The sequence below is a fragment of the Acidimicrobiales bacterium genome, from assembly GCA_035533095.1.
GTDB lineage: Bacteria > Actinomycetota > Acidimicrobiia > Acidimicrobiales > Palsa-688 > DATLUM01.
Genome location: DATLUM010000050.1, coordinates 1 through 13,288 on the forward strand (window position 1 = coordinate 1; position 13,288 = coordinate 13,288).

Annotated in this window: 13 protein-coding genes; 9 read left to right on the plus strand and 4 right to left on the minus strand. The window is 66.8% G+C overall.

What is annotated here, in order from left to right:
* Nucleotides 1-760 (plus strand): lipid II flippase MurJ (locus VNF71_04960; protein ID HVA73893.1); only part of this gene is annotated, 760 nt, incomplete at its 5' end.
* Here the strand turns inward: VNF71_04960 and VNF71_04965 are convergent.
* Nucleotides 757-1,266, minus strand: a complete 510-nt coding sequence (locus VNF71_04965) for a ribonuclease H (protein HVA73894.1) — start codon at nucleotides 1,264-1,266, stop codon at nucleotides 757-759. The two genes, VNF71_04960 and VNF71_04965, sit on opposite strands and share 4 nt — an antisense overlap.
* 65 nt (nucleotides 1,267-1,331) lie before the next feature.
* Between VNF71_04965 and aceE the strand changes: the two genes are divergently transcribed.
* Genes aceE through thiE form a run of 4 tightly spaced genes read left to right on the plus strand, consistent with a single transcriptional unit; the run spans nucleotide 1,332 to nucleotide 5,529 of the window.
* Nucleotides 1,332-4,037, plus strand: a complete 2,706-nt coding sequence (gene aceE / locus VNF71_04970) for a pyruvate dehydrogenase (acetyl-transferring), homodimeric type (GenBank protein ID HVA73895.1) — start codon at nucleotides 1,332-1,334, stop codon at nucleotides 4,035-4,037.
* A gap of 18 nt (nucleotides 4,038-4,055) precedes the next feature.
* Nucleotides 4,056-4,640, plus strand: a complete 585-nt coding sequence (locus tag VNF71_04975) for an HhH-GPD-type base excision DNA repair protein (protein ID HVA73896.1) — start codon at nucleotides 4,056-4,058, stop codon at nucleotides 4,638-4,640.
* 3 nt (nucleotides 4,641-4,643) lie between these two features.
* Nucleotides 4,644-4,844, plus strand: coding sequence for a sulfur carrier protein ThiS (gene thiS / locus VNF71_04980; protein HVA73897.1), 201 nt, complete (start codon nucleotides 4,644-4,646; stop codon nucleotides 4,842-4,844).
* Entirely contained in the window at nucleotides 4,837-5,529 is a 693-nt protein-coding gene (gene thiE, locus VNF71_04985) for a thiamine phosphate synthase (GenBank protein ID HVA73898.1), read from the plus strand. The genes thiS and thiE overlap by 8 nt, the downstream gene beginning before the upstream one ends.
* Here thiE and VNF71_04990 read toward each other — a convergent pair.
* Nucleotides 5,526-6,299: an alpha/beta fold hydrolase gene (locus tag VNF71_04990; GenBank protein ID HVA73899.1), complete on the minus strand. Its 774-nt coding sequence runs from the start codon at nucleotides 6,297-6,299 to the stop codon at nucleotides 5,526-5,528. The genes thiE and VNF71_04990 overlap by 4 nt on opposite strands.
* 341 nt (nucleotides 6,300-6,640) lie before the next feature.
* Between VNF71_04990 and VNF71_04995 the strand changes: the two genes are divergently transcribed.
* Nucleotides 6,641-7,159, plus strand: a complete 519-nt coding sequence (locus tag VNF71_04995) for a gamma carbonic anhydrase family protein (GenBank protein ID HVA73900.1) — start codon at nucleotides 6,641-6,643, stop codon at nucleotides 7,157-7,159.
* Between the two features lie 31 nt (nucleotides 7,160-7,190).
* Here the strand turns inward: VNF71_04995 and VNF71_05000 are convergent, their stop codons facing one another.
* Nucleotides 7,191-8,306 carry an acyl-CoA dehydrogenase family protein gene (locus VNF71_05000; protein HVA73901.1) on the minus strand — a complete coding sequence of 372 codons (1,116 nt, stop codon included), beginning with the start codon at nucleotides 8,304-8,306 and terminating at the stop codon, nucleotides 7,191-7,193.
* 62 nt (nucleotides 8,307-8,368) lie between these two features.
* Between VNF71_05000 and VNF71_05005 the strand changes: the two genes are divergently transcribed.
* Nucleotides 8,369-8,986 carry an MBL fold metallo-hydrolase gene (locus VNF71_05005; GenBank protein HVA73902.1) on the plus strand — a complete coding sequence of 206 codons (618 nt, stop codon included), beginning with the start codon at nucleotides 8,369-8,371 and terminating at the stop codon, nucleotides 8,984-8,986.
* A 12-nt stretch (nucleotides 8,987-8,998) separates the two neighbouring features.
* On the opposite strand, the gene VNF71_05010 is transcribed toward VNF71_05005, so the two are convergent.
* Nucleotides 8,999-11,134, minus strand: a complete 2,136-nt coding sequence (locus tag VNF71_05010; protein ID HVA73903.1) for a glycogen debranching N-terminal domain-containing protein — start codon at nucleotides 11,132-11,134, stop codon at nucleotides 8,999-9,001.
* A 99-nt stretch (nucleotides 11,135-11,233) separates the two neighbouring features.
* Here VNF71_05010 and sufC point away from each other — a divergent pair, with 99 nt between their 5' ends.
* Together sufC and VNF71_05020 are read left to right on the plus strand one after the other, a co-directional pair.
* On the plus strand, nucleotides 11,234-11,977 hold the full coding sequence (sufC, locus tag VNF71_05015) for a Fe-S cluster assembly ATPase SufC (GenBank protein HVA73904.1): 744 nt from the start codon (nucleotides 11,234-11,236) through the stop codon (nucleotides 11,975-11,977).
* A complete protein-coding gene (locus tag VNF71_05020) occupies nucleotides 11,968-13,275 on the plus strand; it encodes a SufS family cysteine desulfurase (GenBank protein HVA73905.1) in 1,308 nt (435 codons plus the stop codon). Before sufC ends, VNF71_05020 begins: the two co-directional genes overlap by 10 nt.
* Nucleotides 13,276-13,288 lie beyond the last annotated feature (13 nt).

Consider the following 13,288-nt stretch of genomic DNA (forward strand, 5'->3'; position numbering starts at 1 on the left):
GGTCACCGCCTACCAGTTCTCCTTCCAGTTCTTCCAGCTCCCGTACGCCCTCGTCGCGGTGTCGGTCGCCTCGGCAATCATGCCCGACCTCTCCGAACGCTGGACGGCGCGGGACACTCGCGGTTTCGAGCGACAGTTCGTCACTGGGCTCCGCACGACGCTCGCCGTCCTGCTACCAGCGGGTCTCGTCTACATCGCGGTGGCTCAGCCGTTCATACAGCTGGCGGTACACCACGGCAGGGTGAGCGCCCAAGGAGCCCACCTGGTCGGGTCCACGCTCGCCCTCTTCGCCGTCGGGCTGCCGGGGTTCAGCGCTTTCTTCCTCCTGATGCGCGCCTACCAGGCGATGCAGGAGGCACGCGCGATGTTCTGGCTGTACGTGCTGGAGAACGCCCTGACGATCGCGGCCGCGGCCGCGCTCGACCCTGTCCTCGGGGTGCCGGGTCTCGCGCTCGGCTGGGTGGCCCCCTACACCGTCGTGTCGTTCGTAGCCTGGGCCGACCTGCGCCGCCGGGTCGGCCGGCTCGGCGGGGCGAACACCACCCGGGCGCTCGTGAGGATTGCCGTCGCCGGGGGGGTCGCCGGCGCGGTTGCCGCTCTGATCGGGCTTCCATTTCCCTCGAGTGCTACCGACCCGGTCCTCGTAGCAAGGCTGGTGCTGCAGGTCGGAGGCTCGGCGGTGGCGTACCTCCTTCTGGCGAGGGTGTTCGGTATAAGAGAGCTGCGCCCCATATTCAGAATGGTGTCGAGGGCCCGCTAGGGCACGCCCTCCCCTGCGCGCCCCACCTGGCGGGCGGCGGCCTCGACGGCCAGGCGGTCGACGAGGTCGTTGTACGGGTCGCCTCCGTGGCCCTTCACCCAACGAAAAGAGATGCGCCTCGGATCACAGCGGTAAGCGTCGATGAGCGGTTCCCACAGGTCGCGGTTCGCGACGGGCTTCTTCTGGCTGTTGGTCCAACCGCGGGACAACCAGCGCTGCCACCAGCCGTCCCGGAAGCAGTTGACGACGTAGGTCGAGTCGCTGACGACCTCCAACCGCCCGTCGAGGGTCGTGACGGCGTCGAGAACCGCATTTATCTCCATGCGCTGGTTGGTCGTCAGCGGAGCCGCGCCGCTGCGGAAAGAGCCGTTGGGAATGGCCCAAGCCCAGCCCCCGGGTCCGGGGTTGCCGGAACAGGCTCCATCGGTGTACACGAGAGTCACCTGGGTAGCGTTGATTCCTACCCCGGAGGGCCGCGCTGCGGGGTCGTCGGGCTTCTCCTGCATCCGCACAGCATGCCCGGCGCGAAGACGTGCGCCGCTTCCAGCCCTCACGGCGCGAGCATGTAGAGGTGATTTTCGACGGATTCTCTCATCAGATCCCCGACGTTGACCCCGAAGAGACGGCGGAGTGGGTCGACTCGTTTGACGCGGTGCTCGACGCGCGGGGGAAGACGCGGGCGCGGTTCCTTCTCATGAAGCTCCTCGAGCGGGCCCGAGAGAACCAGGTCGGGTTCCCCGCCACCGTGTCGACCCCTTACGTCAACACCATTCCATCGGGCCTGGAGCCGTGGTTCCCCGGCGACGAGCACATCGAGCGGCGCATCAGAGCGTACATACGTTGGAACGCGGCGATCATGGTGGTCAGGGCGAACCACGCGGCTGAAGGCATCGGCGGTCACCTCGCAACGTACGCTTCGTCGGCCAGCCTCTACGAGGTCGGTTTCAACCATTTCTTCAGGGGCAAGGACAACGGGCAGGCGGGCGACCAGGTGTACTTCCAGGGGCATGCCGCTCCGGGCATCTACGCCCGGGCCTTCCTCGAAGGTCGCCTGAGCGAGGAACAGCTCGCCTACTTCCGCATGGAGCTGCAGGGGGAGAAGGCCGGCGTCGGTGGGCTCTCCTCGTACCCCCATCCGCGGTGGATGCCCGACTTCTGGGAGTTCCCGACTGTCTCGATGGGATTGGGACCCCTGTCGGCCGTCTACCAGGCTCACTTCAACCGCTACCTGCAGAACCGGCGCATCGCCGATACGTCCGGCAGCAGGGTGTGGTGCTTCCTGGGCGATGGCGAATGCGACGAGCCCGAGACGCTCGGAGCTCTCTCCCTCGCCGGCCGCGAGCAGCTCGACAACCTGATCTTCGTCGTGAACTGCAACCTGCAACGCCTGGACGGGCCCGTCCGGGGGAACGGCAAGATTATTCAGGAGCTCGAAGCGACCTTCCGTGGCGCGGGATGGAACGTCATCAAGGTTGTATGGGGATCGAAGTGGGACGACCTGCTCGCCCGAGACGTCGACGGGGTCCTGCTCAACAAGATGAACACATCGGTCGACGGCGAGTACCAGAAGTACGCCACCGAGAACGGCGCCTACATCCGGGAGCATTTCTTCGGTCCCGACCCGAGGCTGCGCGCCCTGGTGGAGCACCTATCGGACGACGACCTTCGCAACCTTCCCCGAGGCGGTCACGACTACCGCAAGCTGTACGCCGCGTACAAGGCAGCCACGGAGACGACGGGCCAGCCGACGGTGATCCTGGCGAAGACGATCAAGGGTTGGACCCTGGGCCCGGAGATAGAGGCCCGCAACTCGACCCACCAGATCAAGAAGATGAACGCAGCGCAGCTGAAGCTGCTCCGCGACCGCCTCTATCTCGATGAGGAGATACCGGACTCGGCGCTGGAGAAGGGTGAGCCGCCGTTCTTCCGGCCCGCGCCCGACTCGCCCGAGTACCAGTACATGGTCGAACGGCGCCGCGCTCTGAACGGTTCGCTTCCGCACCGGCTGGTCCGCTCCAAGCCACTGCCGGCCCCCGCCGAGAAGGCCCTTGCCGAGTTCGACACAGGCTCCGGCAAGCGCGCGGTCTCGACGACGATGGCCTTCGCCGTCATGTTGCGCAACCTTCTGCGCGACAAGGGCGTCGGCCAGCGGGTCGTGCCGATAATCCCGGACGAGGCGAGGACGTTCGGCCTGGACGCGCTGTTCAAGGAGATGAAGATCTACGCTCCCATGGGTCAGCTCTACGAGCCCGTCGACTCGAAGCTGATGCTCTCCTACATGGAGGCGAAGGACGGTCAGATCCTCGAGGAAGGGATCAGCGAGGCGGGGGGGATGGCCGACTTCACAGCCGCGGGGACCTCCTACGCGACGTGGGGACAGCCGATGATCCCGTTCTTCATCTTCTATTCGATGTTCGGGTTCCAGCGCGTCGGCGACCTGATCTGGGCGTTCGGCGACATGCGCGGGCGCGGGTTCCTACTTGGGGCGACCGCGGGGCGCACCACCCTCCTCGGCGAGGGGCTCCAGCACGACGACGGGCACTCGCTCGTGCTCGCCTCCGCGGTGCCCAACCTTCAGGCGTACGACCCTGCTTTCGCCTTCGAGGTGGCGGCGATCATCGACGACGGGATCCGCCGGATGTACGGCCCCGATCCCGAGGACATCTTCTACTACCTGACCCTCTACAACGAGAACTATCAGATGCCGCCCAAGCCGGACGGTATCCACGACGGCATCTTGCGGGGCCTCTACCGCTTCGCGGCAGCGCCCGAAGGTCCGCCGCGGCGGGCGACGATCCTCTTCTCGGGCAGCGCATCCCAGGCGGCGCTGGAGGCGCAGCGCGTTCTTGCCGAGCAGCACGACGTCGCGGCCGAGCTTTGGTCGGCGACCAGCTACAAGGCCCTGCGCGAAGACGCGTTGTCGGTCGAGCGCTGGAACCGGCTGCACCCGAGTCTCCAGCCACGCGTTCCGTACGTTACGGAGGCCCTCGGAGGGGCTGAGGGCCCGATCGTGGCGGTGACCGACTTCATGAAGGCCGTGCCGGATCAGGTCGCCAGATGGGTTCCGGGACACTTCATCCCGCTCGGCACCGACGGCTTCGGGTTGTCGGACACGCGGGAGGCCCTGCGCCGGCACTTCGAGACCGACGCCGCTCACGTGGTGGTCGCGGTCCTCGACGGCCTGTTGACGACCGGCGAGGCGAAGGCCAAGGAAGTCGAAGACGCCATCGCCCGCTACGGCATCGACGCCGATGCTCCCGATCCGAGGCTCAGCTAGAGAAGTTAGGCTTCGCCCATGGCCACGCTTCACCTGTCGGGGGACGCCGAAGCGGACAAGCTGCTGAGCGAGGATCCGCTGGCCCTGCTGATCGGGATGGTCCTGGACCAGCAGATCCCGCTCGAACGGGCATTCAGCTCACCGAAGGATCTCAAGGACCGCCTCGGTGGACGTCTCGATGCCGCCGAGATAGCCGACATGGACCCGGATCGGCTGTCGGCGGTGTTCTCGGAGCGACCGGCCCTTCACCGCTTCCCGGCGGCGAATGCGAAGCGAGTCCAGGATCTGTGCCGCATCGTGGTCGACGGCTACGAGGGTTCGGCGTCGAATGTCTGGACGACGGCGGCCACGGGAGACGAGCTGCTGAAGAGGGTCCGCTCGCTGCCGGGGTTCGGCGAGCAGAAGGCTCGCATCTTCGTGGCGTTGCTCGCCAAGCAAATGGGCGTGCGCCCGAAGGGCTGGCAAGCCGCGGCAGGGAAATTCGGTGAGAAAGGCAGCTTCCTGTCGGTTGCGGACATCACGGACGGCGTCTCGCTCGGCAAGGTGAGGGCGTACAAGCAACAGATGAAGGCGGCGGCCAGGGCAGCCGCTTCGGCGCCTTAGCGCGTGGAGGTCATCGCCAACGGCGATCCTGTAAGGCTCGCGGACGCGGCCACACTCCCCGAACTCTTCGAAGCAATGGGAGTCGGGTCGAAGTGGGTGATCGTCGAGCTCAACGGCGAGCCCGTCGAGCGCTCGCAGATGCCGTCGACGGTGCTTCACGAGGGGGATCGGGTCGAGCTCGTCAGGGCGGTCGCAGGTGGATGACGCTCGGCAGCGTCCGGCGGTAACTGCCCTGGAAGGGCGGCGCCTCTACCTGTGCACCGCCGACCGGCCGGACCTGGAGGACTTCCTGAGGGAGTGCATCCGCGGTGGAGTCGACGTCGTGCAGTTGCGCGACAAGCGCCTCGACGCTCGCGACCTGATCAGCCGTGCCGAGCGCGCCATGGCAGTGTGCGCGGAGCACGGCGTGCCGTTCGTCCTCAACGACCGTCCCGATCTCGCCCTCGCGGCGGGGGCCGACGGAGTTCATGTCGGCCAGGACGACACGCCACCGGCGGTAGCCCGGCAGATTCTCGGGCCCGACGCCATCGTCGGTCTTTCCACCCACGCACTCTCCGAATGGGCGGCCGCCGAGAGCGAACCGGTCGACTATCTCTCCGCCGGTCCGGTGACCCCGACACCGACGAAACCGGGCCGTCCCGGCACCGGCGTGGGGTACCTGAGGGAAGTCGCGTCGACGCCCCAGGGCCGCCTCGACGGGAGACCCTGGTTCGTCACCGGTGGAGTGACCCCCGAGACGATCCCCGCCATGGCCGCCGCCGGAGCGCGGCGATTCGTCGTGGTCAGGTACCTGACCGAATCCGGCGAACCGCAGAGTGCCGCACGGGCGCTGCGGAAAGTGATCGACGAGCAAGCCGGCTGGGGCCCGGCGGTCTGCGAACCTCTTTAGAGGTGCTGCCGGTCCAGCCACCCGATGAGGATGGCGATGGCGCGCGGGTCATGGCGGAGACGGTGCGCCGCGCCTGGCAGCACCCGTAGCTCGACCTCGCCTCCTGCGGCGTCCGCAAGCGCCCTCGCGTCGAGCACCTGGATGACCTCGTCGTTGGCACCGTGGACCAGCAGGATCGGGCGTGGCGGGATCTTGCCGATGAGGCTCAGGGGCCGCACCTCCCGCAGTTCGCGTGCCCACGCGTCGAGGTCGGGTGGGAAGTTCGGGTCGCGGATGACCCCTACCGCTCGTGCCTGGGCGACGAACCTGCGGGCGTCCGCAGCCCTTTCCCCGAAGTCCGCCGGAGCCGCGAAGGCAGCCACACCGCGCACGCGCGGATCCTCGCCCGCGGCACAGATCGCGAGCGCGCCTCCTGCCGCGAACCCGCACAACCACGCGCCGTCCACACCCGGCGCGCTCAGCAGCGCGTCGGTGGCGGCCTTGAGGTCGGCCAGCCAGCCACCAAGCGAGAAGTTGCCAGTCGACTGCGAGGTGCCGCGGAAGCTGAACGTCAACACAACCCAGCCGGTGTCCGCGGCGAGCCGGTCCGCCAGTTCCTCGAACCCGCGGCTCGAGACCGTGCTGTCGTTGGACTCCGACGGGAAGCCGTGGCAGAGCACGAGCCCGTGACGGCCGGCGCCTCCGGCAGCAGAGGGGGCGGGACGCGCCAAGTAAGCGGCCAGCGTGGCGTCGCCTGATTCGATCGAGAAGGCGCCGCTCGGGGAAGTCACCCGTTCACTCTCGCGCACGGTCGACCTCGGCGTAGAGAGAGGCGAGGGGCCGCCCTGAGGCGACCCCTCGCTCGATCTTGCTGGATTGCAGGGCGCTTCCTTACGCGCCGGGCGGGACCGGCTCCCGGCCGGAGAACACCCCGGGTAGCTGGCTCGGATTCACCAGGTGGTCCAGGCGCCGCCTAGCGGCCAGACACCTCCGAGGTCCCAAATCGTTGACTGCTCAGCTGGACCACCTCCTTTCCTCGGTGACACGAATGCTACCGGGAGGAGTGGCCCGCGCCAAGCATTTACCGACCGGCACCGTGCACGGCAACAGCTGGCCCCGGTACGGTGCGGACGTGCCCATCTACGCAATAGGCGAGCGCGTTCCTTCGATCGACCCAGAGGCCTACGTCCATCCTGATGCCACTGTCATCGGCGACGTCCGGATCGGAGCCCACAGCAGCGTGTGGCCCTCAGCAGTGCTGAGGGGCGACTACGGAACCATCCACGTCGGCGAAGCGACGTCGATCCAAGACGGCGCCATCATCCACGCCACTTCCGATCTCGACACCAGTATCGGGTCGTGGGTGGTCGTGGGGCACCTGGCCCACATAGAGGGCGCGACGGTGGAGGACCAGTCGTTGATAGGTGTCGGGTCGATCGTGCTCCACAGGGCCGTCGTCGAGCACGGCTCCACGGTCGCGGCAGGCGCCGTGATCACCAACGACATGCGGGTCCCGTCCGGCGCCCTCGCGGTGGGCGTACCGGCCTCGATCAAGCCGGACCGGTCGCACACCGGGCTCATCAAGCTGATGGCGCAGGTGTACGTCGAAAACACCGCTCGCTACAAGAAGGGCCTGCGCCGGCTCGATTGACCCGCCTCGCCGCCCTCTGGGGCGGGATGCGCTAGATGCCGATTCGCTGTGCGAGCAGCTCGCGGTGGTAGGTCGGGTCCCCGAAGAGCAGTTCCGAGCTCTTCGCCCGCTTGAAGTACAGGTGGGCGGGGTGCTCCCAGGTGAACCCGATACCGCCGTGGATCTGAATGTTCTCGGCGGTGGCGTGGAAGTACGCCTCGGAGCAATACGACTTGGCCAACGACGCCACGACCGGCAGTTCGTCGTTGTCCTCTGCCGCGGCCCAACCGGCGTAGTAGGCAGCGGACTTCGCCGATTCCACCTCGAGCAACATGTCGGCACACTTGTGCTTGATCGCCTGGAAGCTGCCGATCGGGCGTCCGAACTGCACGCGCACCTTGGCGTACTCAACGGCCATGTCCAGAACCTTCTGCGCGCCGCCGACCTGCTCGGCTGCCAGCGCCACCGCTGCCAGATCGAGCATCTTGGAGATGGCCGGCCACCCCTGCCCGTCGGTGCCCACCAGGCGAGCGGGGGTGGAGTCGAAGGTGAGCTTCGCCTGCTTGCGCGTCTGGTCCATGGTCGACAGCGGCGTGGCGGTGAAGCCGGGCGCTCCCTTGTCGACGGCGAACACCGAAACGCCGGCGGGTGTCCGGGCGGCGACAAGCACCAGGTCCGCGGTGTAGCCGTCGAGCACGTACAGCTTCTCGCCGGACAGTGTCCAGGTGTCCCCGGACCCACTCGCCTCGACGGTCACGCCTTCTTCGTCCCAGCGCCCGGAGGCCTCTGCGAGTGCGACGGTGGCGATCGTCGAGCCGCTTGCGATGCCTGGCAAGTAGTCCTTCTTCGCCGCGTCGTCTCCCGATACCAGGAGAAGGTTCGCTGCGAGAGCAACGCTGGAGAAGTACGGCGCGCACAGCAGAGCCCGCCCCATTTCCTCCAGGACCACGATCAGCTCGACGTACGAGTAGCCCGAACCACCGAATTCTTCAGGGATGATCAGCCCTTGCAGGCCCAGCTGGTCGCCCATCTGCGACCAGACCGCGGGGTCGTAACCTTCGGTGGTGTCCATGAGGCGGCGGACCTCCGCCTCCGGGGACTTGTCTTCCAGGAAGCGGCGGACCGCCTTCCGCAGTTCCTCTTGCTCCTCGCTGAAGGCGAAATTCACGCTTGGTCCCCCTCGGGCACTCGGTCGTCTGCAGGTAGTTTCTAGCCCATAGGCTGGTAAGGATGCACCCCGGAACCCTTCACTACGAGGACGGCCAGGCGGAGATCCACCGGCTCGTCGTCGGCCCCGTGGACAACAACGTCTTCATCCTCCGCTGCAGGCAGACCGGCGACGCGGTCCTGCTCGACGCCGCGAACGAGCACGAGAAGCTGATCGACCTCTGCTCCCGTCTCGGCGTACGCAAGGTCCTGGAGACCCACGGACACTGGGACCACATACAGGCGGTGCCGGCGGTGCGCGACGCCGGCTACGACGTGGGGGTGACGGCGGCCGACTCGGAGATGCTCCCAAGTTACGACTTCGTGCTCGAGGACGAGGCCGTCATAGGGGTCGGCCGGCTCCGGCTCCACACCATCGCGACGCCCGGCCACACTCCCGGCTCCATGTGCTTCAGGCTCGAAGGGTCCCCCGTCCTGTTCAGCGGTGACACCCTCTTCCCGGGCGGTCCCGGAGCGACCAAGTACCCGGGCGGGGACTTCCCGGCGATCATCCGGTCGATCGAGCACCGGCTGTTCGTCCCGCTTCCCGAGGACACGATCGTCATGCCTGGCCACGGGGCCGACACGACGATCGGCACCGAGCGGCCGCACCTTCAGGAGTGGATCGACAGAGGCTGGTAGACCACCCAGGGATCAGGACCCGGTGAGCGGGTGACGGGGCGCGTCCACGAGTTCCAGGTCTGCCGGCAATCCCTCGACCGAGACCTCGTCGCCTTCCACTGAGACCGTCACCTTGGCACCCGCAAGCGGGATGCGACCGACACGCAGCCGCCCGATCTGCTCGGGAAGTGCCGGGTGAAGCCAGACCTTGCCCCGGGGAACCCACGGGTCGAGCCGAAGCAATGTGCGCAGCATCAGCAACGGCGATGCCGCCGCCCAGGCTTGCGGAGAGCACGACGTCGGGTACGACACCACTAGCGGCAACTCCATCCGCTCGAGTCCGCTGAAGAGCTCGGGCAGGCGACCCCCCTGCGCCACTGCGGCGTCGAGGACGCCCATGATCACGCGCTGAGCCTCCCGCACGTAGCCGTATCGCATCAGGCCCGCCGCGACGATCGCGTTGTCGTGTGGCCATACCGAGCCGCAGTGGTAGCTGATCGGGTTGTAGCCCACCATCGAAGCCGCCAGGGTTCTGACACCCCAGCCGCTGAACATGTCGGGCCCGATCAACTTGCGCGCCACCTGGTCCGCCTTCTCCGCATCGAGAATCCCGGTCCACAGGCAGTGGCCCATGTTCGATGTCAGCGCGTCCACGGGTCGTTTGTCGCGGTCGAGCCCCATCGCCAGCCAACCCTTGTCCTCCAGCCAGAAGTCCCGGTTGAACGCCGCCTTCAGTTCGGCAGCACGCGACCGGAGGTCCGTCGCCAGGGCGACATCGCCCTGCTCGGCAGCGAAGAACGCCCGCGCAAGGTAGGCGCCGTACGTGTAGCCCTGCACCTCCGCCAGCGCCACCGGCGGATCGGCAATGCGCCCGTCGGCGAAGCGGACGGCGTCGAACGAATCCTTCCAGCCCTGATTGCGCAGCCCCCGGTCAGACGTGCGCTGGTACTCGACGTACCCGTCGCCGTCCTTGTCACCGAACTTCTGGATCCAGTCGATCGCCCTGTCCGCGTGCGGCAGCAGCTCGTCGACGGCCTCACGAGCGAGTCCCCAGCGGCGGAGCTCCCCCAGCAGCATCACGAACAACGGTGTGGCGTCGGCCGTCCCGTAGTAGATCGCCCCACCGCCGAGAGAAAGAGAGGATGCCTCTCCGAAACGCATCTCATGGAGAATTCGCCCGGGTTCCTCCTCGTTGCCCGGGCGTACGTCGGTGCCCTGGAACCGGGCGAGCGTCTGGAGCGTCCCCAACGCGAGCTCGGGATCGACCAGCAACGCCATCCACGCGGTGATCAGGGAGTCGCGCCCGAAGAGTGTCATGAACCAAGGGGCGCCGGCAGCGACAACGGTGCGTTCGGGGTAATCCGGGTCGAAGATCCGCAAGGCCCCGAGGTCCTCGGCACTCCGGTTGACGACCGTCCGCAGGCCTTCATGGTCGGTGTCCAGCACCGGGATGCTGCGCCTCCATGCGGCCATCCGCTCTGCCGGCTTCGCGCGCGACACCGGTTGACCGCAGAGCCACCTCGGTTCGATCTCGTCGTCGTCGATGCCGCACGAGAACTGCTCGCAAAGCGTCCAAGCGCCCTTCGACGGGATGATCACCTCCCAACGGGCCGCCGGGCCGTCGAGTTGTGGCGGGTGAGAAAAAGCGACGCGCAGCGATCGGCGGTGTGCTCCGTTCTTGTGACGGAAGCGGATGTCGCTCTCTCCCTTGTCGGCAACTATGTCCGCCGACCCAGTAACGCGACCCTCCTTTACCGCGAACAGGTCGGCGAAGTCTGCTCCGTAGCCGATCTCGACCTTGCAATAGGCGGGTTCCTCCCCGAAGTTCCTGACGATCAGGTCCTCGCGCATCCCGCGGCCCACGTAGCGGCGCCGCTCGATCATGAGGTTGGAGTCCGCCCGGCCCGGCCCCGGGTGGGTTCTCGCCACGAACGTGGCCGAATAGGGGTCGGGCACGGACCTGGCGAGCGGCTCGGGCACCTGGCCGTTGACGAGCAGAATCCATCTGGCCAGAAACCTGGTGTCACGGAAGAAGAATCCCTCGGCTGACTCCGGCGACACTTGGCCGCCAGGAGCACAGATGAGGAATGCCGAGCCCTCGACGAGCGTCACACGGTCGCCCGGACCGCCAAGCGACGTGCTGACCTGCGAGTTCCACGGGTCGGCCATCCCGCGGCAGGTTACCCGCTGTCGTTACCCACTCCTTCCCACCCCCAGTCCGGTACGCAATATTTTTCCCTATCTCGGTAGTGGTAATAGAATCGTTGCGTGCCCCCCCCGCTTTTCGAGGTGCAGGACCTGCACGTATCGGTCGACGGTACGCTGATCCTCCGCGGTGTCGATCTCGTAGTGGACATCGGCCAGACCCACGCGTTGATGGGCCCAAACGGTTCGGGCAAATCCACCCTTGCCAACACCTTGCTCGGCAACCCGGCCTACCAGGTCGACTCGGGGCGGGTGCTGTTCAAGGGCGAGGACGTCACGGACTGGCCGGCGGATGTCCGAGGGAAGGCAGGGATGTTTCTCGCCTTCCAGTACCCGGAGGAGATCCCCGGCGTGCCGATCGCGCAGTTCCTCAGACAGGCTCTCTCCGCCCGACGCGGGACCGAGCTGTCCGTGCTCGAGTTGCGCGTATCGATCATGGAGTGGATGAAGAAGCTCGGGATGGACCCCTCCTTCGGGGATCGATACCTCAACGAAGGGTTCTCCGGCGGAGAGAAGAAGCGCAACGAGGTGCTCCAGATGGCAATCCTGGAGCCCGATCTGGCCATTCTCGACGAGACGGACTCAGGATTGGACATCGACGCGCTCGGGGTCGTCGGCAGAGGGGTCACTGCCGTTCGCCAAGCCCGGCCGGAGCTCGGAGTGATAGTCGTGACGCACTACCAGCGAATCCTCGAGCAGCTGCTCCCAGACTTCGTTCACCTTCTGATCGACGGCAGGATCGTCCAGAGCGGGGGCCCGGATCTCGCCCTTCGCCTCGAGCAGGAAGGGTATGAAGCATGGCGTTGAAGAGGTTCGCAGAATCGACCGAGCAGAAGAACGCTGCCGAGCAGCGTTCTTCTGGACCACCCATCGCGCCAAGGTCTTTAGATGTCGCCACGATAAAGAAGGACTTTCCGATCCTCGACCGTCAGATCCACGGTCGCCGTCTCGTGTACCTCGACTCGGCGTCGTCCTCACAGAAGCCGGCAGCCGTGATCGACGCCATGAGCCACTATTACGAGACGACTCACGCCAACGTCCACAGGGGCGTGTACGCGATCGCCGAGGAGTCGACTCGCCTGTTCGAGGCTTCGCGTGCCGCGCTCGCCAGGTTCATGGGAGCGGGTTCGGCACAGGAGATCGTCTTCACCAAGAACGTGACCGAGGCGATCAACCTGGTGGCGTACTCGTGGGGGCGCCAGAACCTCGGCGAGGGTGACGTCGTCGTCCTGACGGAGATGGAGCACCACGCCAATCTTGTGCCGTGGCTCGCGCTCAAGGCAGAGCGCGGTATCGAACTTCGGTACCTGCCCCTGACCGATGACGGCGAGCTGGACCTGACCGATCTCGATCGGACTCTCGAAGGGGCGAAGCTGCTGGGCGTTTCGGCCATGTCCAACGTCCTGGGCACCATCAACCCGGTCCGGAAGCTTGCCGACGCGGCTCACGCCGCCGGCGCCCTCATCCTCGTCGACGGCGCCCAACACGCACCCCAGCTGCCGACCAACGTGAGGGCGCTCGGAGTCGACTTCTTCGGTGTCACCGCCCACAAGATGCTCGGCCCGACTGGCATCGGAGCATTGTGGGCCCGGGCCGAGCTGCTCGATTCCATGCCTGCCTTCCTGGGAGGCGGGGAGATGATCCGCGACGTCCGCCTCGACGGCTTCACCACCAATGACATTCCGTGGAAGTTCGAGGCTGGTACTCCCCCCATCGCCGAGGCGATCGGGCTCGCCGCCGCCATCGACTACCTGTCGGCTCTCGGCATGCCCGCCGTCCGCGAACACGAGAAGTCCCTGACCGCGTACGCGCTCGAACAGTTGCACGAACGCCATCCCGGGCTGGTCCTGCACGGGCCGCTTGATGCCGAGCGTCGCGGCGGGGTGATCTCGTTCAACTACAACAACGTCCATCCTCACGATCTCTCACAAGTGCTCGACGAGGCCGGCATCTGCGTCAGGGCCGGCCATCATTGCGCCAAGCCTCTGATGCGCAGACTCGGAGTGGGGGCCACGGCCCGGGCGTCGTTCTCGGTGTACAACGACGAGGCTGACGTGGACGCCCTCGTGGAAGGTCTCACAACCGCAGACAGATTGTTCGCATAGGAAGGGCAGGAGC

Excerpts from the sequence above, each read along its gene's own strand:
- VNF71_05010 (HVA73903.1), bottom strand. The coding sequence starts at position 11,134 with ATGGCCGACCCGTGGAACTCGCAGGTCAGCACGTCGCTTGGCGGTCCG.
- VNF71_05020 (HVA73905.1), top strand. The coding sequence starts at position 11,968 with ATGGCGTTGAAGAGGTTCGCAGAATCGACCGAGCAGAAGAACGCTGCC.
- VNF71_04975 (HVA73896.1), top strand. The coding sequence starts at position 4,056 with ATGGCCACGCTTCACCTGTCGGGGGACGCCGAAGCGGACAAGCTGCTG.
- VNF71_05005 (HVA73902.1), top strand. The coding sequence starts at position 8,369 with ATGCACCCCGGAACCCTTCACTACGAGGACGGCCAGGCGGAGATCCAC.
- VNF71_04965 (HVA73894.1), bottom strand. The coding sequence starts at position 1,266 with ATGCAGGAGAAGCCCGACGACCCCGCAGCGCGGCCCTCCGGGGTAGGA.